Below are 19,282 nucleotides of genomic sequence, written 5' to 3' on the forward strand. Positions count from 1 at the left end.
CATTTTCTGTTCACCTTCACTAATCATTCATTATACCACAAATAACATTTGCAACAAGACGCATAATTGTTAAATGAAGAAATACCATATCTGTGTTTTTTGGATAACTCTACAAAAATTATGACGTGATTTTGAATTTTCAGAGATTGAGGCCAATCCTGTTTTCTATTTCGGGTATACTGTTAAAAAACATAAGGTGGATGAAAACAAATGACAGAACCGTCACAAACTTATTTTGAACGGTTTCATCCCGACTATTCAACCGGACTGACGCAGGAACAAATTGACCAGCGGCGTCAGCAAGGTCTTTTTAACGGGGAATCCGACATAAAAACAAAGTCGGTAAAAGAAATTGTTTTGCAGAATATTATTACGCCCTTCAACATATTGAATGCCGTTCTGGCCTGTTTGATTTTACTGGTGGGCTCTTATAAGAACCTGCTGTTTATGGGGGTCATTCTAAGCAACCTTCTGATCGGTATTTTTCAGGAAATTCGCGCCAAACGAACCATAGACCGTCTGGCTCTGATCGCCGAGCCGAAAGCCAGAGTGATCCGAAACGGCGAGCAGCTCACCATTGAAGTGCACGACGTGGTTCTGGACGATATCCTGCTTCTGGAGGCGGGCAACCAAATCTGCACCGATTGTATTGTATGCAGCGGCGAGTGCGAAGTAAACGAATCCCTGCTGACGGGTGAATCGGACCCTGTTCCCAAAAAGCCGGGCGACACGATGCTTTCGGGCAGCTTCATCGTCAGCGGAGCCTGCAGCGCGCAGGTAGAGCATGTGGGAAAGGACAATTACGCGGAGCAGATATCCCAGGACGCCAAATACCTGAAAAAGCCGAATTCCGAAATCATGACCTGGATCAACCGGATTATTCAGGTGATTGGAGCCCTCATCGTGCCGGTCGGCCTAATCCTGTTTTACAAGCAGTACTATGTTCTGCAAAGCGGATTTTCCAAATCGATCGTCAGCACGGTGGCCGCTCTGGTCGGCATGATCCCTGAGGGGCTGGTGCTGCTGACGAGTGTCGTGCTGGCTGTCAGCGTCGTTCGCCTTGCTTCGCACAAAACGCTTGTTCAGGAGCTGTATTGCATTGAAACGCTGGCCCGCGTCGACGTTTTGTGCCTGGACAAGACCGGCACGATTACCGAAGGCACCTTACAGTTTGACGACCTGATCCTTTGCGACAAAACTGAGCGGGAGATGGCGGAAACCGCCCTGTGCGCACTGACCACGGCGCTGCCGGACAACAACCCCACCATGGATGCGGTGCGCAAAAGCTTCTCCTCCCCGCCCGGCTGGACCTGCGAAGAGACTGTCCCTTTTTCCTCCGCCAAGAAGTGGAGCGGCGCCTTTTTTGAAAACCAGGGCAGCTTCATCCTCGGCGCGCCGGAGATTCTTCTGCCGGACAAGTCCTCCGACATTCGGCGCGATGCAGATTCTTATGCGCAAAGCGGGCAGCGGGTGCTGCTTCTCGCAAAATCCGCCGGACGCTTTCAGGAAAAGGAGCTCCCGGGCGGGCTGGAGCCGATGGCTTTGCTTTTGTTCAGCGACAGGATCAGGCCGGAGGCGCCCCAGACACTGATGTATTTTGCCGAGCAGGGTGTCGATCTCAAGGTGATTTCGGGCGACAGCCCCATCACGGTTTCAAACATCGCCCAAAAGGCCGGCATGAACAACGCAGACAGCTATGTGGACGCGACGACGCTGAACACGCCGGAAGCTTTGGCGGAAGCCGCCGAACGCTACACCGTGTTCGGCCGCGTAACCCCACAGCAGAAGCTTGATCTCGTCAAAATACTGAAGGCGAAACAGCACACGGTCGCGATGACGGGCGACGGCGTGAACGACGTTCTGGCTTTGAAGGAGGCCGATTGCAGCATTGCGATGGCTTCGGGAAGCGACGCCGCCAGAACCGTTTCTCAGCTGGTGCTGCTGGACTCGAATTTCGCCTCGCTGCCCAAGGTGGTGCACGAAGGGCGGCGCTCGATCAACAATCTTCAGCGTTCGGCCTGCCTGTTTCTGGTCAAAGCGTTTTTTTCAGCGATTATCGCTGTTTACTTTATTTTTGCGCCGTATGACTATCCCCTGCAGCCCATTCAGTTTTCTCTGATCAACCTGTTTGCAATCGGAATTCCGTCCTTTCTTCTGGCCATGGAACCGAATAAAGACAGAATCCGGGGAAAATTCATCGTCAACATCCTTGCAAAATCTCTGCCGGGCATGCTCGCCATGGCGCTCACGATCATCATTTTGATGCCGGTCGGCGACTTCTTCCATCTGTCGGACGATCAGGTGTCCACCGTCAGCGTGATCCTGATCGGCGCCACCGGACTGATGTACCTGCTGAGCATTTGCCTGCCGTTCAACACCCTGCGAAAGGTGCTGTTCTATGCCATGTCCGCAGGATTTGTAACCGCCATGCTGCTGTTCCACGACTTTTTCTCTCTGGTTCATCTCACCGCGCCCATGCTGCTGGTGATTGCGGTGATGATGATCTTTTCGGCGTGCGTTATCACAATCATCTACCGTACGGTCAAGAATTTTTACCATCTGCAGGCCCCTGAGGCCCCCGCTGCCGCACGCGCGGAGAAAACCCGCAAAAAGAAAAAGATTTTATGAGTATATCGTGTTGCAAACAGCCGCGCGCCGTCGCGCGCGGCAACAGGAAGCAACACTTGTTCTATAAAACAAACAAACGCGCAAAGCCCTTTCAGGCGCCGCCCGCACAGCGGGATTTTTTGGCTTCGGCGTCTTAACACCGGGAGTTCAGGATGTATCTCATTAAGCTCAGTAAAAGACACGCCGACGGTCTCAACGGCCGCCGTTTGTTGTGATACGGGGATCGCTTCTCCGGAAGCACGGAAATCCCTTTGATCTGCGTTTTCCCACATATACCCAAAGCTGCCAATAGATACCGGTTTCTTGATGCAGATCAATGGCTTATAATGAATTTGTATTCTGTTACAATAATCCAAAAAAAATTGAAGGAGTGTTCCAATGACCTGCACAAAATGCGGAAATACCACGAACGACGAAGAATCTTTATGCGAACAATGCTTGGGGGAAGAAAACGGATCGATCCCGGAGAATGGCGCCGGGCCGGGAAAGCCGAAAAAAATGAAAATAGCCGTCATAGCGCTGATATCCGTTTTTGTTCTGCTGGCCGGAGCTGTTACGGTTGGTAAGCTCTTTTTCAACCGCGATTTCATGCAGCTGCTCCAGGGCAAAACCAAATACGCGCAAAACATCGAGCTGGCAACAGCACAGGAAAGCGCGAAACAGCTCGTATCCATTCTGGATAAAAGCGTCGGCCTGGCCCAGAGCTATGATAAGCCGAAAACACTGAATTCCACCGTACAGTTCAACGTCAAATTACAGGATCAGCTTTTAAAAGACCTCAGCCTTCCGGCGGAACAGTCCGCGGCGGTTCAGAAAACAATGGACTACATGAATAGCCTGAACATGAGCGCGAAAACGCTGATCAATGAAAAAGGCACACAGACCAGCCTTACGATAACAGATCCGTCCGCGCTGAAGCTGACGGTTGACACACTGGCCTACAAGGGCGGGAATACGTATCTACATATCCCGCAAATTCTGGACAAATATCTGGTGGCCGAGAGCTATCCCGCTTCTCAGATTACCCCGTACGGCATTTCGCAAATAAAATACGATCCGGTGAAGCTGCAGGCCAGCCTGAACAGCCTTGCCTCTATTTATGCGAATTCCCTTTCCGGGGCCGCAATGAAGGCAGAAAACAACCAGAGCATTACGGTTGACGGCGCAACGGTTCAGGGCCAGAGGCTGACGGCCTCGCTGACCGCACCCCAGACCGCGGCCATGGTCAAGGCGGTTGCAGCGGCCGCCAAGAATGACGACTACCTTTACACCTTCGTATCAGACAATTACAGTCTGTTCGCAGGGGTAGCCGGAACCGACGTACAGACATCCTCGGAAAAGCTTACAAAAGAAAACTACGGCAAGCTTATCGACGAGCTTTTCACCGACCTGAAGCTGGAAGAGGACGGCGTCACTTTTTCCGCGGTCTCGTATCTCTCTCAGAACGGAGACCTGCTGGCCCACTCCTATGAAAGCCAGGACAACACCGCAAAAGCACAATTGAACTATATGATCACCGACGAGAAGTACGCGGTTGAATTCCTGGTCGACCAAACGGACGGTTTTCTTTTTACCAACACCAAAACCGCTGAGGGAACCGGTAAAATGCGCCTGGAGCTCCGAAGCGAACAGGAGCCGAAAAGCATCGGCGTAAACGTAGATTATTCCGGGTGCAAAATGGTTCCGTTCCTGGATTCCGAGACTTTGGTCGGCACTTATACGGTTTCCCTGTACGATCCCAATCATGAAATCGGGAAATATGTAAAGGAATCCGGGCTTCCGGCAGCGTTCAATCAGCTGGATCAGGCAAGCATAAAAATCGAGACCACTCTGAATGGGGACGAGCTCAGCGACCACGTTCAGCTGAACATTCCCAACCTTCTGTCGGCGCTGGTCGTTGAAAAGGCCAGCGGCACAATCGATAATCCGTCCATTCCCTCCCAGCCGGAGCCGGGCCAGGTGGTCGACCTTTCCAAAGAGGAATCCGCTGAGGCGATGAACGAGCTGTCCATAGGCTCGGTCAAATTTCTGGCCGAAACACTGAAAAAAGATCCCGAGCTGACGGCGGTTTTTGCCACATTCGGAATTACCAGAGAGCAGATTGAGATGATTGCCGCCTATTACGCCCAAGCGTAACACAGCAATTCCGGCAGACAATCGAAAAGCAAGAACCAAACGGCAACAGAACAGGGAGGCAGCTTCATCGGCTGCCTCCCTATTCTGTTGCCATATGCCTTGGTTGGAGGGTCTGAAAGGCATGCTTTTTTGAGCACCCTTTGGGTCTTTTTTAAAGGCTCCCCGGGCATGGTTTTACGGACGGGTACGGCTTTGGCTTCTCCCGCTCAAAGCAGCCCGCTGATTTTTCAGGCGGCGCTTTCACCGAATAAACTGGCTACTGGAATAACCGATGATGCCGTTGTAATTGACGACATACCACCCCTGCCATTCTCCCAAAACGGTAATTGTGGCGCCATTGGGAGCCTGACCGATCACCGCGGCATCCAGGCTGGGCCTGTTGCGAATGTTCAGGTTCCCTCCCTGCGTTACCACCTTTGCGGTACGCGCGGGCTGGGGATTGTCGATAAACGGGATCCCGAAAATCTCCGTCAGAGATTTTACCAGATTGGCCGCGATCTCCGGCATATGGGTCACCAGCCATTCCGCGTCCTCGGGGTTATCGTGGTAGGCCGTTTCAATCAGAACGGCCGGGGCGTTTGTCTTGGTGATCTCTGCCAGCGTTGTGGTGGGCATCGTGCGCACCCTGTCGGGCAGCGGATAGATCTCTTTGTAATTTTCGGCAATAATCTCCGCCGCACGTTTTCCGGCAGTGCTGTATGGATAGTAGTAGACATCGGCGCCGCGCAATTGGCCGGAAAGCTGCGGGGGCGCAGCGTTGGAATGCAGTGCCAGATGCAGATCGTAATACCCCGCGTTGGACTCGCGGATTGCCTGGCCGAGAGTCATGCCAATCGTATTTCGCGTAAAGCGGATTCCATTGGCGCGCAGGTACGGCTCCATATTGTCCGCGAGAATATTCATATGATATTGCTCACTTCCGCCGTTTACGTACTCATTATACGGCTGCAGGGATGGACTAAGATAAATATTGGGCATAGACAGCTTCCTCCTTTTGTTCCATGATATGCACAAAAGAAAGAAGCGGTAATCACAAGAAGGATTATTTTAGCCGCCCGGCAAAAAAACTTTCGCTCGTTTTGCCGGGAGCGCGCAAAAAGCGCCCCAGCAGATACAGGCATTCCGGGTCGCGGGTAATATCGTTGATTCGTTCCTCGCAGGTTAGGGAAGCCCGAAACCCCATATTGCGCACAACCGGGAAGGATTCTTTGCTGATGATTCCGAACGGATAGGTAAACGCGGTGGGGCTCCACCCCGTGTGGGAACGGACAAGCTCCTGCATTTCGGTCAAATCGCTGGTCAAAAGCGACGTATACGCCTGTGTGCTTTCCCGTTTGTTTTTCTGTGCGCCGAGGCGCCCCGTATCGGCGGTTCCATGCAGATGGTAGCTGTGATTTTGAATCTCCACCATGCCGGATTGCATCATTTCGTTGATTTGAGCCCAGGTGACATGAGTATACAGCTCATTTTCCTCACCGGACTCACTGTACTTTTGCGTAAAATACCCGATCGGCGAAATCACGATCTTCATATCATATTTTTGGGACAAAGGGTAGGCATATAAATAGTTGTTATAGTATCCGTCGTCAAAGGTAAGCATCACGGGCTTTTCCGGCAGAGGTTTGCCATAGTCGACATAGTCGATGAGATCCTGCACCACTACCGCGGTATAGCCCCTTTCTCTCAAATATTTCATATCGCTTTCCAGCAGCTGCGGAGAGATCATGTAGGTTCCCTGGTGCCGGCTGTCCTTCACCACCCCGTGGTACATCACAATCGTAAGCGGAACCCCCTCGAATTTTCGGCTGCCGCCCAGCGCGCCTGCGGTGGCCCCCGTCACCCCGGTGACCAGCAGAATCATAACCATCATCAGAGCGGCCAGATTTTTTTTATTTTGAAGGCTGACGGTGAAAAACATGAGCACAGGCCCCTTTTCTTTTTTATAATAAGCTTGATTCCTTTCAACCTGAAAGCAGTGACCGAATTTTTCCCCTCTTGGGGCACAAGAAAAGCTTACCCAAATAGAAAGTAAGCTTTTCGATTATTTTCTTGTATTTTTTTATGACCCATGATATACTAAAAATAAACAATAACTTTTCCTGAAATATCCAGACACACTTTGAATCTGTGAGTCTTTTTTACAAAATAAAACACGGTTTAGTTGCAGGATTTCTGTTCCGAATTAACGCAATCCATTTTTCCGGAGGCTCTCATGAAAAAATCAAGATCACCGCACACGAAGAGAATTGCGGCGCTTTGCCTGATGCTTGCCGGTGCCCCGCTGCTAGGCGCGTGCGCCCCGGCCTCTTTTGCCGGGGTTACGGCCCACAGCAGCGTGTTATCCGTGGCGGCTCCCTTGAACCGGCCCGCCCACGCGGAAAGCCGCGTCGCCGCGCCGAACGACGGCGTTGTAACGCGGATGGCCCTCGAATCCGTTCCGTTCCAAACGGCCGCGTCCGCCGTATACTCCTGTAACGGCGTGATCATTGACGCCGGCACCGCTTCCAACGGCTACATACAGATCAAGTATGCGGGCGCCCAAAAGCGGCTCAAGGTTCAGATCAGAAAAGACAGCGCGGCTTACAACTATGATCTCAACAGCAACGGGACTCCGGAAATTTATTCCCTGCAAATGGGCAGCGGGCAGTATTCCGTCCGCGTTCTGGAAAACGTATCCGGAAACTACTATAAAGAATTATACAATCTTCCTCTGGCGGTGACGCTCTCAAGCGAGACGGCTCCGTTCCTGCATGCGAATCAGTATGTCAATTACAGCGCTTCCTCCCTCGCGGCAAAAAAGGCCGCTGAATTGTGTGCGGCCTCCGGTACCGATGTGGAAAAACTGAAAGCTATTTATAACTATATGATCAAAACCATTAAATATGATACCGATAAGGCCGTCGGAGTGACCTCCAGCTATGTGCCGAATGTGGACGCTGTTTTAACCACCCAGAAAGGAATCTGTTTCGATTATTCCTCTCTGATGGCAGCCATGCTCCGTTCTCAGGGAATTCCCTCCAAGGTGGTGATCGGCTCTGTCGACACGCTCGCCGTTACACACGCCTGGAATGAAGTTTATTTACGGAGAACCGGATGGATCACCATCAAGATCGAGGTATCCAAAACGGGCTGGAATCTAATGGATTCCACACTGGGCGCATCCAATACCGTGGGAACAGGATACACGGCGGCCCGTATCTATTAAACGACGAAGGCCGGAGGGGACGACATGCGACAAAAAGAACGTACCGTTTTTACGGCAGGTGAGCTTTCGCTGATCTGCTCTCAAATTTCCTGGATGCTGGAATCGGCAATTCCTTTGGAAGAAGGAATTGCCGTAATTTGTGAAAACGCTGAAAACTCCAGACAGAAAAAGATGCTTCAGGTCGTGTGCGGCGCAATCGCACAAGGCGGCTCGTTCAGTCAGGCCATCCGCGAATCCGGTTTCTTCCCTTCCTATATGGTTTCTATGGTGGAGATCGGTAAAAAGACCGGCAGGCTCGACGACGTAATGGCACGCCTGGCCGTTTACTATGAACGGGAGGATCAGATCTGGCGCCAGGTCAAGGGGGCCGTCACCTATCCTCTGGTTCTTATTTTTATGGTTGCGGCAATTCTCGGCGTGCTTTCCGCCAAAATTCTGCCGGTTTTCCAGCAGGTGTTCGACGGGCTGAGCGAGGACTACTCCGCCGTTTCGTTCCGTGCGGCCAACATGGGGATCGCCGCCGGCCGGGTCACCGTGGTCATTCTGCTGCTGGTCGGACTTTGCATTCTTCTCGCCCTCCTTTTCGCCGGAACCCGGCGCGGCCATGCCGCTTTTCACTCCGCCTGCTACCGAGTTCCCTTCCTCGCCGGAATCGTCAACCGAATCGATTCCGCTCAGTTTGCATCCGCGCTGTCTATCCTGCTCGGCAGCGGTTACGATGTGTCGGAATCCCTGTATCTGATGCCGGAACTTTTGCAGAACTCGCGCAACCTTGAAAACGCGAAGAAAGCGGCCCAATCCGTGGAGGATGGCGCCGCCCTTTCGGCTGCCCTGCGGCAGACCGGCCTTTTCTCCGGGCCGCGCTACAGCATGATCCTCGTAGGAGAAAGCGCCGGCAGCATGGAAAAGGTGCTGTCGAAAATCGCAGACATCGATACCGCGGAAGCTTTGGAGCTGATGGACCGGAAAATCGCTCTGATTGAACCGGTTTTGGTCGGTCTGGTCTCCACGGTGATCGGCGCGCTCCTGCTCTCCGTAATGCTGCCGCTGATCGGGATTATGACCAGCATGATTTAGAGAGGGATTTTCCATGAACATGCGCCGTTTTTTATCTTTGGCCCTGTTTGCAGCGCTTCTTGCCGCACTTTCGGTCGGCTTTACTCATCTGGAGCGGGTCAATCACCAAAACACCGGCAGTCTGCTGCTCCAAAAAATCGACCGGGCCGTCGTCGACTGCTACGCGATTGAGGGAGCCTACCCGCCCAGCTTCGCATATCTGGAAGAAAATTACGGGATTCATGTGGACGAAAAAAAGTATTACGTCGACTATCAGATTTTCGCTTCCAATATTAAGCCTGAGATTCGCCTTGCAGAGCGGGGGCATTCCGAGGAGGCCAAGCCGTGAATCCAAAATCGCACCAATCTGCCCAAACCCTCTTCGCCCTGCTGATTGCCTGTGTTTTTACCGCCGCTTCGCTTTTGCTGGTGGTGTTGGGGGCCGATTCCTACCGGAACAGTCTGCACTCGATCACTGTCAATCACCAGATTCGCGCCGCACTTTCTTATACAGCCAACCAGATTCGTTCCGCAGACAACGCGGAAAGTATTACAATTGAATCGCTCGACGGCCGGCAGGTGCTGTTAATCCGTTCTGAGCAGGCCGAACGGAACGGAAACACCTATCTGTATTTCCGCGACGGATATTTAATGGAGCTTTTTTCCGGCGGTCAGGACCCCTTTGAGCCGGAATATGGAGAGAAAATAACGGAGATCAAACAGTTTGCCGTAACCAAAATCGGCAATTCATTTATCGTCTCCGCAACCGCTCTGAACGGCAGACAATTTTCAGTTTCCGTCTGTCCAAGAGCCTCTTAACAGAAGGAGGCATAGCCTGATGAAACGCGCCGTGCGCATTCATCCTTTTTTTATAGAGATTCTTTTCGTGATCTTCTTTCTGGCGGTTTCATCCGTCGCCGTATTACAGATTTATGTTGCGACAAACACTGCCGCGAAAAAGAATACCGATACCCAGTTTGCCATGGCGGCCGCGCAGACGGCTGCGGAAACACTGCACGCTGTGAAAAGCCCCGCCGATGCGGAGCAGGCCTTGGGCGAAAAGGAAACAACAGAACGGGGCGAGGTTTTTCTCACCCGGTACGACGAAAACTGGGTTCCGGTTTCTTCGGGCGGCGTTTACTGTGCGGAAAAGCAGCTTGAGTCCTCCCCGGCGGAAGCCGGCACCATCATCACCTTGCAAATTTCGGTTTACTCCGAAAAAAGCCAAGAAAAAAAAGAGCTTTTCTCTCTCACCTCGCAGCGCTATTTCCCCTCTTCCGGTTCGGAACAGGAGGGTGCGTAGATGAAGCAGAGACAGCCGTTTCCGGGCGTGGGCCTTACCTCTCTCTTTATGATGTTCGTCGTTTTATGCCTGGCCGCCTTTGGCATTCTGTCCTTTTCCGCCGTACAATCGGACTGGAACCTGACAAAAAAGCACGTACAAAGCGTTCAGGCTTATTATGCAGCCGATTCCAGGGCGCAGCAGGTGTTGGGCGGCATCGACGCGAGGCTCTTACGCCTTCGTCGGGAAAATCCCGCCATTGGCGAAGCGGAGCTGGCCCGGCACCTGAACGGCGCCGTGATCGACGACGTTTCTTTGGCCCTTACAGCGGATGCTTCCGGCAGCAAAATTGTTTTTTCGGTACCCGCCGGTTCCGTTCAGGAAATTCAGGTGGAGATACAGCCCATAGCCGGGCCGGAACGCTACCGGGTTCTCAGCTACCGGCTGGCCGCCTCCAGCGAATGGAACGGAGCCGACCAGCCGCTGGAGCTCTGGCAGGGCTCACAGCCTTAACTGAAACGAAAGGAATCTCTCCCCATGAACATTATGGAAATGCTTCAAACAGCCGTATCAAAAGGTGCATCCGATATTTTTATCATCTCCGGCTGCCCGGCTTCCTATAAAATCAACGACGTGATTCAGCCAATGAACGAAGAAAAGCTGATGCCGGACAACGCAAAGCAGATGATTTCCCGCATCTTTGAAATTGCTGGCCAGCGGGATTTTCAGTCCTTTTTGCACAAGGGCGACGACGATTTCTCCTTTTCCATTCCCAAGCTGGGGCGGTTTCGCTGCAACGCGTATTTGCAGCGAAATTCCTGTGCAGCCGTACTTCGCATTCTGGGGTTTGAGCTTCCCGAGCCTCACACACTCCATATTCCTCAGGCGGTGATGGATCTTGCCAATAAAGAACGGGGGCTTGTTTTGATCACCGGCCCGGCCGGCAGCGGCAAAACCACCACTCTTGCGTGTCTGATCGAACAGATCAATCAAACGCGCAACAGCCATATTATTACGATTGAGGATCCGATCGAATTTTTGCACGCGCATAAACAAAGCATCGTGAGCCAGCGCGAGATCGACAACGATACCCGGGGATATATTCCGGCGCTCCGCGCCGCGCTGCGGCAGGCGCCCAACGTGATTTTAATTGGCGAAATGCGCGACTACGAGACCATCTCGACGGCCGTAACGGCGGCGGAAACGGGCCAGCTGATCTTCTCTACGCTTCACACGCTGGGGGCTTCCAACGCGATTGACCGCATTATCGACGTGTTCCCCCAGAACCAGCAATATCAAATCCGCGTTCAGCTTTCAATGGTATTGCAGGCCGTCGTTTGCCAGCAGCTGATTCCCTCGGTTAACGGCACCCTGGTTCCCGCGTTTGAAATCCTGCTCGTCAACAGCGCCATCCGCCACATGATCCGCGAGGCGAAAACCCATCAGATCGACAACGCCATTTCCGCAAACGCGGCGATCGGAATGCTCTCGATGGACAACGACCTGCTGCGCCTGCACCGGGAGGGGATGATTTCCAGGGAAAATGCGCTGACTTACTGCACCAATGTGGAATTGATGAATAAAAAGCTTTCCACGTAATGTTCCATACGCACGAAAGCATTTTAATTCTCACCAGCAGAACTAGCTGTGGCTTTCGCTGACGCTACAAAGCAAAAACAATATCAGCGGGCTTGCAATAGATACCACCCAATTGAAAAGCCTCCGGAGGCAAAACCACTTGTCTCCGGAGGCCCTTTTTATTGATTTCAAACTTCACGCAGATCAAAACTTTTCTTTACAGCAGTTCCACCACATGGTAGATCATAAAGAAATGCAGAACGCTGCCGGCCAGCACAAACAGGTGCCACACGCAGTGCAAATAAGGGATCTTTTTCCCCTTCTGATAAATCAGCGCGCCCACTGTGTAAGCAACGCCGCCGGCAATCAACAAAATCAAATCGCGCGGCTGGAGCGCCTGAATCAAAGGCCCGAATGCAAACACAACGATCCACCCCATCGCGATGTAGCAGATCATCGACAGCTTGCGAAAACGCTCCATATCCACCACATTCAAAAGGATGCCGGCAACGGCGGCAGCCCATACGACCGAAAAAAGGACAAAGCCCGTCTGCCCCGCCAGCACGATCAGTGTGATGGGCGTATAGGAACCGGCAATCAGCAGAAAGATCGTGCAATGATCCAGCACCTGAAACACACGCTTAGCCTTGCATACGCCAAGCGCATGGTACATGGTGGAAACAAAATACAGCAAAAAGAGAGTTACCGCATAAATGCTCACAACCGCCTGCGGAAAAATCTCTTTGGGAGCCGCAGCATGCAGAACGAATAAAGCTACCAGTGCCAAAGCGGCACCCACACCGTGCGTAACCGCATTGGCAACCTCTTCTCCCACACTGTAGAGCGGCAATCCCAATTCGCCGCGCCTGGTTTTACGCCACTCGTTTTTCTCTTCTCTTGTTTTCTGTTTGAGCGCATAGCCGTTTATGTGCAGCGCCCGTTCCGATTGTTCTGCCAATTTGAGGCACCTCCGTCCCGTGGAATGTAGTTTTAAAAACTAGATGTTATCATTATATTAATCCTGATGAGTAAATTTGTCAATTGTTTTAAGATAAAATTCTATAATTTTTTTGCTGAATATGTATTTATTTTTGCTTGTATATGGATTTTTCTTTCCCAAAACAGCTTGAACAGAAAATAATAGAAATATACACTTATATCGGTAAAAAAGATGGTTTCAGCCACAGCCAAAACCATCCCCTTTCTCTGCGCTGAGTTCTCATGATCCGAATGATTTCCCGATTGCAAAGATCACGGCTCCCAAAGAGAATTCTGTTTTTGGCGGATGAAACTGCGGCGTTCCGCCGTTTTTTCCGCATTCACCGAAAGGGTTCCGTCGTCACCGATTTCCAGCACGTCCCCCTCGTGTACCTCCTTCGGAAGCTCCGACAGCTCAATGGCAAAGAATTTTTTCTCCCCGTCCTCGCAGATGGCATATACCCCCTCGAAACGGTCGACAATCAGATTTTTCATAGAATCACCTTTCTGTTTGATAGGTAACGCTGATTCCGTCACTACAGTACAACAGCGTACCGCTGACATCGGTACGCCCTACAATGGCGGAAAAACGGTTCAGACGATCCAATACCTCGCGGCTCGGCAGCTCATAATGACTGTCCGCCACAGAAACCGCGGCATATTTTGGGCGCACCGCAGCCAAAAAAGCGGCCGTACTGGAGGTTTTGCTGCCGTGGTGCCCCACTTTCAGCACATCTGCACGCAGATTCTGCCGGGAAGACAAAAGCGCCGACTCCTCCCCGGCCTCCGCGTCGCCCATCAGCAAAAACCGGGTCTGCCCGAACACGAGCAGCAGCACAATGGAATTGTTGTTTGTTGTGTCCAGCACCGACAGCGGAGCCAGCACCCGAACGGAAAGCTCCCCCAGACTCAGTGCGTCACCGCCGCGCAGATACTCTACCGGTATCTGCTTTTCTTTCAGGGCCTCTATCGTATTGGTATAGGCAAAATCCGACGGAATCAGCTGTTCCGGCAGCTGCGGCATAAAGTAGCGGCCGACTGAAAATTCTTGGATCACCCCGCCGAGCCCGCCGACATGGTCGCTGTCCGGATGCGTATTAATGACATAATCGAGGGCTGTCACCCCGCGTCTGGCCAGATAGCGGCTCACCTTTTCGGCCTGATCCGGCGTTCCGCCGTCCACCAGAAGATATTTCCCTTGACACTCCACCAAAATGGAATCGGCTTTTCCAACCTCGAGCACGTGCATCGACATGGGGGCATCATCCGCAGCACTCGAAAAGTCGGACAATCCGGCAACGGAAAACGCCTGCCGCCACCAGGCGGAATACCCGCCGGGAAACAAAGCCGGCAAAACGCCAAGGCAAAGCAAAACTGCCGCAAGAGCGGTGAAGCATGCTCGCTTTTTTCGGAATTCCACTTGGGTCGTTTGTGGCTTCATCCCGGGATTTCTCCTTTGTATGGGTTTCGGGCTTTTATCCCAATGAAAAAGGATGGATATTTCGAGGGACAGCAAAAGGAAGGCCGCACCACGGGAATCCTGAAAAAGTGAGCGTACGAAAAACACAGGGAATCATCCCCGAAATTTCGCGCAGCCGCGGCCTGCGCAATGAACTCCGAAAACGGTAGTCCCCTTAGGCCTGCTCGCCGTGATCCGCCTGCTGCATGGTCATTTCAAGATATTGCTGGCGGGTTAAAAGCACCTGACGCGGCTTTGAGCCCTCGTGGGGGCCCACCACTCCCAGCTGCTCCATCTCGTCGATCAAACGTCCAGCGCGGGCATAGCCCAGGCGAAGCCGGCGCTGGAGCAAAGAGGTAGAGGCCTGTCCCGCCTCAATGACGCATTTGATCGCTTCGTTCATCATGGGATCCGTCATATCCGAATCCGAAGCGTCCCCATCAGCGGTCTTCTTCTCCGCCACCGCGTTGCGCTCAATCTCCTCAATGACCGACTGATCATAGCCGGAATCCTGCACCTTTTTCACATAGGTGACAACAGATTCGATCTCACTGTCGCTGACAAAGCAGCCCTGAATGCGAATCGGCTTTTGTGAGCCGACGGGCGAAAAGAGCATATCGCCGCGCCCCAGCAGCTTTTCGGCGCCGCCCATATCCAAAATGGTGCGGGAATCGATCTGGGACGAAACCGCAAAGGCGATCCGGCTCGGGATATTGGCTTTGATGATGCCCGTAATAACGTCTACGGAAGGGCGCTGCGTCGCGATGACCAAATGCATTCCCGCCGCGCGGGCCATCTGTGCCAAACGGCAAATGGCGTCTTCCACCTCGTTCGGCGCGGCCATCATCAAATCCGCCAGCTCGTCGATGATGATGACGATCTGCGGCAGATGCGGCATGGGATTGCCGTCCTCATCCTGATTATTCTTGCTCTTTGCGAGCTTATTATAAGAAGCGAGGTCACGCACGTTATTTTCCGCAAAGATTTTGTAGCGCTTGAGCATCTCCGTTACGGCCCAGCCCAGCGCGCCGGCCGCCTTGCGGGGGTCGGTCACCACAGGCACCAGCAGATGCGGAATTCCGTTATAAATTCCAAGCTCCACCACCTTGGGGTCGACCATCAGAAAACGCACCTCGTCCGGGGTGGATTTATACAGAAGGCTGACGATCAGTGAGTTGATGCACACCGACTTACCGGAACCCGTGGAGCCGGCGATCAGCAGGTGCGGCATCTTAGCCAAATCGGTAACCGCCACCGCGCCGGCAATATCGCGCCCCAGGACGACCGTCAGCTTGCTTTTCGCCGACACAAAAGAATTCGATTCCACCAGATCGCGCATGCGGACCACATTGATATTTTTATTTGGCACCTCAATGCCCACGGCCGCCTTGCCGGGAATGGGCGCTTCAATGCGCACACCCGCAGCCGCAAGGTTCATGGCGATGTCGTCGCTGAGGTTGGTGATTTTGCTGATCTTCACGCCGGGCGCCGGCTGCAGCTCATACCGCGTTACGGCGGGGCCGCGGCTGATGTCGACTATTTTCGTCTGCACGCCAAAGCTTTTCAGCGTACCGACCAGCATATTGCCGTTGCTCTGCAGCTCTGCGGTAATATCCTCCTGGTTGACTCCAGCGGAGTATTCCAGCATGGAAAGCGGCGGGAAGTGGTATCCCTCCGGCTGCTGCACAGGCTCTGCCGCCCGAGCCGCCGTTTCGCGCACCGCGCTTTGCAGCATGGCGGCTTTCTGCACAAAGGCAGCCGCAGCCGCGGCGGAGCCAGAAGGATCCTGTGCCGCCGAAGCGGTGGGAACGGCGGACGCCGCCGGAACCGGCACGGGTGCAACACTGGGAACGGGAACAGACACCGGAACCGAGACCTGTACCGCCTGCGGCTTTTCTTCCGGCTTTTCCTGCGGAGCACCGCCGGTAAAATGAAAGAGTTTCTCCAGCTGCTCCAGCTTTTCGCTCTTTTCCTGCGGGTCTGCCGGCGGGCGGTCCGATTTTACCGGGTGTGCAGGCAGCTCGTCCGCATCCAGCGCAATATCGATGTTCGGGTCGCGCGATCTTTCTTTTTCGAGCGCGCGGCGCTCGCGAACGGCATCAATATTCTCCGCCACCACGTCCATCGGCTTTGTAACCGTCCTGAACAGCTGAATCAGGCTCGTGCCCGTCAGCAGCATAATCATGACAAACAACAGCAGAATGATGACGATCTTCGAGCCGACAGAGCCCAGAACCGAAACAAACAGCACGCCGATCAGGCCGCTGACCAGCCCGGCCCCTCGCTGGCCGACGCCCTGCACATACAATTCCTTCAGGTGGGCAAAATAGGTTTCCCGCTGAATCGCGGCTGTTTCCGGCCCAAAAATATACACGGCCGCGCAGACCATGATAATGATGCCGGAAATCATCCACACCTTAAAGCGCATGTTGTCGCTGACGCGCTCAACCGCTGTAATAATCGCTATGTACAGGAGCAGAACCGGCCACAAAATCGCGCAGTTGCCGAACAGGCCCAGCAGCACATTATGCGCCCAGTTCCATACATGATCGCCCTTTACAAGCACCAGAAACGCCATCAGCACCGCCACGGCGAACATCACCACCGCCGTCATCTGATTGCGGTGGCGCAGAGCCTCCAGCTCCCGTTCCGTTCTGGGCCTGGGTTCAGAACGCTTCGCCCCCGGCGCCGCAGAGGCACTCTGGCGCCGATTGGCCGCAGGCGGGCGTTTCGCTTTCTTTTTCGTCTGAGTGGGTTCCTTTTGAACTGATTTTTGTTTTGCCACAGCATTCTCACCTTGTTTTAAAATTCATTCACGGTATGATCGTTCCTTTTGAAATGGCCTGACGCAAGTACAATGATTTCTTCCCCTGCCTTCGGCGGGGAGAAACTCAGCGGCGAAACCGTTTCCTGATCCACTGGAGAAAGAAAATACCTGGTGATAAAATGTAATTCGATTTATTTTATGTTCGTTTCAAGTCAGGAAAAAAAGGTAATGATCTGCCCCGTCCGGTGCTCAAATACGCCGATCGCGATCGTCACAATCCCCAGTATCAGCGTGTACCACACAAAAATCACCAGCTTGTCGGAGGCCACCATCCAGCGCAGCAGCTTGATTGCCAAAAAGCCGACGACCGCGGCGGCGATAACGCCCGCAAAAATTGCAGCGATCCCAATGGTGACCGGCTCATGCAGAGCATCCTTCAGCTCCAGTGCCGCCGCGGCAACAATCGCCGGAATTCCAATGACAAAGGAGTAATCCAGCGCCGTCTGACGGCTGATGCCTCGCATCAGCCCGACGGAAAGGGTGGAGCCGGAACGGGAAAGGCCGGGGAATACCGCCGCCACACATTGTGCAAAACCGACCGCAAGCGCATCCGGCACGCCGAAGCTCCTTCTGCCCGATACGGTCCCGGCCCTTCCCCGCTGGCGTTTCGTTGCAAAAATGCCCAGCGTCAGCAGAATCGAGGTTGCGACCAGCGCGCAGCCCTCCACCACAATATCCGAATCCGTCGCCCACAGATCAGCAAAATCCTTTACCTGGTACCCCGTTCCCGGCACAGGCACGAACAGAAGAAACAAAGGCAAAAGACCGATCATCAGCATCAGCAGCAGTCGGCGGTCGGCGCTCATGTGAGACCAGCGGAATTTCCCGGTGAAAACGTCCCGCACCAGGCGGATCAGCGCCACAATCAGGCGGAGAATCAGCTCGCGGTAAACAATCAGAACGGCCAGCAGCGTGCCGATGTGAAGCATCACATCAAACAAAAGGCTGTCTACCTTTACCCCCATAAAGTGCTGTGCCAGCGAAAGATGCCCGCTGCTGGAAACTGGTAGAAACTCTGTGGCGCCTTGAACGATTCCCTGAATAATTGCTTGCAGAATACTCAACGTGAACCTCCGTTATATGTAGTTTGGCGGCAGCCGCAGAGCGGAGCCGCCCGTTTTGCGGCAGGGACCCATTATTTTGTGTCCTTTGCCGATTTCGGACTTTTTCTGGCAGAACGCGATTTTGTCTTTTTCTCTTTTGCCCGATTTTCATCGATCATATTGCGCAGACAGTCAATCGCGTCTGAAAGCGTACCTACCGAATCAATCAAGCCTTCTTCTACGGCATCGGAGCCGGTAAGCACTGTTCCCACGTCCATCACAAGCTCCTGCGTGTTCATTGAAAGCTCGTAGAAGCGCTCCGGCGACATTTTGGAATTCTGCGTGACAAACCGCGTGATCCTCTCCTGCATCCGCTGAAAATACTCCAGCGTTTGGGGAACGCCCAGCACCAGGCCGCTCATGCGAACCGGGTGAATTGTCATAGACGCGGACTGCGCGATAAAAGAATGCTTTGCGGCAACCGCCAGCGGCACTCCAATGGAGTGTCCTCCGCCCAAAACCAGCGAAACCGTTGGCTTTTTCATCCCGGCCATCAGCTCCGCAATGGCCAGACCGGCCTCCACGTCACCGCCTACCGTGTTCAGAATAATCAGAAGCCCGTGAACCTTCGGCTCCTCTTCAATGGCTACCAGCTGCGGGATCACATGCTCATATTTTGTCGTCTTGTTCTGCGACGGCAAAATATAATGACCCTCCACCTGACCGATAATCGTCAGGCAGTGAATCATGTGTTCGGGATCCCCTGCCAAAATGGAACCATTTTCTGTAATTTGATCCGTTTGTTTTTCACTGCCAACCTGTGCGGGCTCGATCTCTTCACTTTCTTTATCGTTCTCGCGCGGGGATGGATTATCGATCTGCTGACTGCGGTGTTTACCCATTTATTCAGCCACCTCCTACGTATTAGTGTGCCGTAAGGAGCGGCTTCTCATTCACCGGGCAGAGTAATTTTCCCTTTTCTTCAAGCTGCGGAAAGCCCGCACATGAAAAACAAAGCGGCCAACCGAAAAACCAACATGATCTTCATAAAAGACATGATGCTCTCTCAGGCGCCCAAAGCTTCGCTTTG

18 protein-coding genes are annotated in these 19,282 nt (G+C 53.2%); 9 read left to right on the top strand and 9 right to left on the bottom strand.

Annotated features, from left to right (window positions below; all coding sequences use genetic code 11):
• Positions 1–210 precede the first annotated feature (210 nt).
• A complete protein-coding gene (locus tag G340_RS0101130) occupies positions 211–2,628 on the top strand; it encodes a cation-translocating P-type ATPase (RefSeq protein WP_020071811.1) in 2,418 nt (805 codons plus the stop codon).
• Here the strand turns inward: G340_RS0101130 and G340_RS18310 are convergent.
• Positions 2,553–3,143 carry a hypothetical protein gene (locus G340_RS18310; protein WP_326522282.1) on the bottom strand — a complete coding sequence of 197 codons (591 nt, stop codon included), beginning with the start codon at positions 3,141–3,143 and terminating at the stop codon, positions 2,553–2,555. The genes G340_RS0101130 and G340_RS18310 overlap by 76 nt on opposite strands.
• On the opposite strand from G340_RS18310, the gene G340_RS0101140 reads away from it, so the two are divergent.
• Positions 3,127–4,764 (top strand): hypothetical protein, encoded by a 1,638-nt coding sequence (locus G340_RS0101140; protein ID WP_326522283.1) that lies wholly within the window; start codon positions 3,127–3,129, stop codon positions 4,762–4,764. The genes G340_RS18310 and G340_RS0101140 overlap by 17 nt on opposite strands.
• A 240-nt stretch (positions 4,765–5,004) precedes the next feature.
• Here G340_RS0101140 and G340_RS0101145 read toward each other — a convergent pair whose 3' ends face one another.
• Complete coding sequence (locus G340_RS0101145) at positions 5,005–5,742, bottom strand: SH3 domain-containing protein (protein ID WP_020071813.1); 738 nt, start codon at positions 5,740–5,742, stop codon at positions 5,005–5,007.
• Positions 5,743–5,806: 64 nt separating this feature from the next.
• Complete coding sequence (locus G340_RS0101150; protein WP_020071814.1) at positions 5,807–6,682, bottom strand: polysaccharide deacetylase family protein; 876 nt, start codon at positions 6,680–6,682, stop codon at positions 5,807–5,809.
• A 294-nt stretch (positions 6,683–6,976) separates the two neighbouring features.
• Between G340_RS0101150 and G340_RS0101155 the strand changes: the two genes are divergently transcribed.
• From G340_RS0101155 to G340_RS0101185, 7 genes are read left to right on the top strand one after another with little or no spacing between them, the layout of a single operon-like run.
• A complete protein-coding gene (locus G340_RS0101155) occupies positions 6,977–7,969 on the top strand; it encodes a transglutaminase-like domain-containing protein (RefSeq protein WP_020071815.1) in 993 nt (330 codons plus the stop codon).
• Between the two features lie 24 nt (positions 7,970–7,993).
• Entirely contained in the window at positions 7,994–9,046 is a 1,053-nt protein-coding gene (locus tag G340_RS0101160; protein ID WP_020071816.1) for a type II secretion system F family protein, read from the top strand.
• 13 nt (positions 9,047–9,059) lie between these two features.
• A complete protein-coding gene (locus G340_RS0101165) occupies positions 9,060–9,374 on the top strand; it encodes a hypothetical protein (protein WP_020071817.1) in 315 nt (104 codons plus the stop codon).
• Positions 9,371–9,844, top strand: a complete 474-nt coding sequence (locus tag G340_RS0101170) for a DUF4860 domain-containing protein (protein WP_020071818.1) — start codon at positions 9,371–9,373, stop codon at positions 9,842–9,844. The genes G340_RS0101165 and G340_RS0101170 overlap by 4 nt, the downstream gene beginning before the upstream one ends.
• A gap of 19 nt (positions 9,845–9,863) precedes the next feature.
• A complete protein-coding gene (locus G340_RS0101175; RefSeq protein WP_020071819.1) occupies positions 9,864–10,328 on the top strand; it encodes a hypothetical protein in 465 nt (154 codons plus the stop codon).
• Positions 10,329–10,820, top strand: coding sequence for a hypothetical protein (locus G340_RS0101180; RefSeq protein WP_020071820.1), 492 nt, complete (start codon positions 10,329–10,331; stop codon positions 10,818–10,820). It abuts the gene before it with no gap.
• 24 nt (positions 10,821–10,844) lie between these two features.
• Positions 10,845–11,906: a type IV pilus twitching motility protein PilT gene (locus G340_RS0101185; protein WP_020071821.1), complete on the top strand. Its 1,062-nt coding sequence runs from the start codon at positions 10,845–10,847 to the stop codon at positions 11,904–11,906.
• A 196-nt stretch (positions 11,907–12,102) separates the two neighbouring features.
• Here G340_RS0101185 and trhA read toward each other — a convergent pair whose 3' ends face one another.
• From trhA to G340_RS0101220, 6 genes are all read right to left on the bottom strand, one after another.
• Complete coding sequence (trhA, locus tag G340_RS0101190) at positions 12,103–12,843, bottom strand: PAQR family membrane homeostasis protein TrhA (RefSeq protein WP_020071822.1); 741 nt, start codon at positions 12,841–12,843, stop codon at positions 12,103–12,105.
• Positions 12,844–13,136: 293 nt separating this feature from the next.
• Positions 13,137–13,358 (bottom strand): DUF3006 domain-containing protein, encoded by a 222-nt coding sequence (locus G340_RS0101200; RefSeq protein WP_020071824.1) that lies wholly within the window; start codon positions 13,356–13,358, stop codon positions 13,137–13,139.
• Between the two features lie 4 nt (positions 13,359–13,362).
• Entirely contained in the window at positions 13,363–14,304 is a 942-nt protein-coding gene (locus G340_RS0101205; RefSeq protein WP_020071825.1) for a ComEC/Rec2 family competence protein, read from the bottom strand.
• A gap of 193 nt (positions 14,305–14,497) precedes the next feature.
• Positions 14,498–17,107 (bottom strand): FtsK/SpoIIIE family DNA translocase, encoded by a 2,610-nt coding sequence (locus G340_RS0101210; protein WP_020071826.1) that lies wholly within the window; start codon positions 17,105–17,107, stop codon positions 14,498–14,500.
• A gap of 194 nt (positions 17,108–17,301) precedes the next feature.
• On the bottom strand, positions 17,302–18,213 hold the full coding sequence (locus tag G340_RS0101215) for an undecaprenyl-diphosphate phosphatase (RefSeq protein ID WP_020071827.1): 912 nt from the start codon (positions 18,211–18,213) through the stop codon (positions 17,302–17,304).
• A 71-nt stretch (positions 18,214–18,284) separates the two neighbouring features.
• On the bottom strand, positions 18,285–19,094 hold the full coding sequence (locus G340_RS0101220) for a ClpP family protease (RefSeq protein WP_020071828.1): 810 nt from the start codon (positions 19,092–19,094) through the stop codon (positions 18,285–18,287).
• Between the last annotated feature and the right edge of the window lie 188 nt (positions 19,095–19,282).

This window comes from Faecalispora sporosphaeroides DSM 1294, from assembly GCA_000383295.1.
GTDB lineage: Bacteria > Bacillota > Clostridia > Oscillospirales > Acutalibacteraceae > Faecalispora > Faecalispora sporosphaeroides.

What these genes read in the sequence shown, in the direction of transcription:
- G340_RS0101130 (WP_020071811.1), top strand. Translation starts at nt 211, where the DNA reads ATGACAGAACCGTCACAAACTTATTTTGAACGGTTTCATCCCGACTAT.
- G340_RS0101140 (WP_326522283.1), top strand. Translation starts at nt 3,127, where the DNA reads ATGAAAATAGCCGTCATAGCGCTGATATCCGTTTTTGTTCTGCTGGCC.
- G340_RS18310 (WP_326522282.1), bottom strand. Translation starts at nt 3,143, where the DNA reads ATGACGGCTATTTTCATTTTTTTCGGCTTTCCCGGCCCGGCGCCATTC.
- G340_RS0101145 (WP_020071813.1), bottom strand. Translation starts at nt 5,742, where the DNA reads ATGCCCAATATTTATCTTAGTCCATCCCTGCAGCCGTATAATGAGTAC.
- G340_RS0101150 (WP_020071814.1), bottom strand. Translation starts at nt 6,682, where the DNA reads ATGTTTTTCACCGTCAGCCTTCAAAATAAAAAAAATCTGGCCGCTCTG.
- G340_RS0101155 (WP_020071815.1), top strand. Translation starts at nt 6,977, where the DNA reads ATGAAAAAATCAAGATCACCGCACACGAAGAGAATTGCGGCGCTTTGC.
- G340_RS0101160 (WP_020071816.1), top strand. Translation starts at nt 7,994, where the DNA reads ATGCGACAAAAAGAACGTACCGTTTTTACGGCAGGTGAGCTTTCGCTG.
- G340_RS0101165 (WP_020071817.1), top strand. Translation starts at nt 9,060, where the DNA reads ATGAACATGCGCCGTTTTTTATCTTTGGCCCTGTTTGCAGCGCTTCTT.
- G340_RS0101175 (WP_020071819.1), top strand. Translation starts at nt 9,864, where the DNA reads ATGAAACGCGCCGTGCGCATTCATCCTTTTTTTATAGAGATTCTTTTC.
- G340_RS0101180 (WP_020071820.1), top strand. Translation starts at nt 10,329, where the DNA reads ATGAAGCAGAGACAGCCGTTTCCGGGCGTGGGCCTTACCTCTCTCTTT.
- G340_RS0101185 (WP_020071821.1), top strand. Translation starts at nt 10,845, where the DNA reads ATGAACATTATGGAAATGCTTCAAACAGCCGTATCAAAAGGTGCATCC.
- G340_RS0101200 (WP_020071824.1), bottom strand. Translation starts at nt 13,358, where the DNA reads ATGAAAAATCTGATTGTCGACCGTTTCGAGGGGGTATATGCCATCTGC.
- G340_RS0101205 (WP_020071825.1), bottom strand. Translation starts at nt 14,304, where the DNA reads ATGAAGCCACAAACGACCCAAGTGGAATTCCGAAAAAAGCGAGCATGC.
- G340_RS0101220 (WP_020071828.1), bottom strand. Translation starts at nt 19,094, where the DNA reads ATGGGTAAACACCGCAGTCAGCAGATCGATAATCCATCCCCGCGCGAG.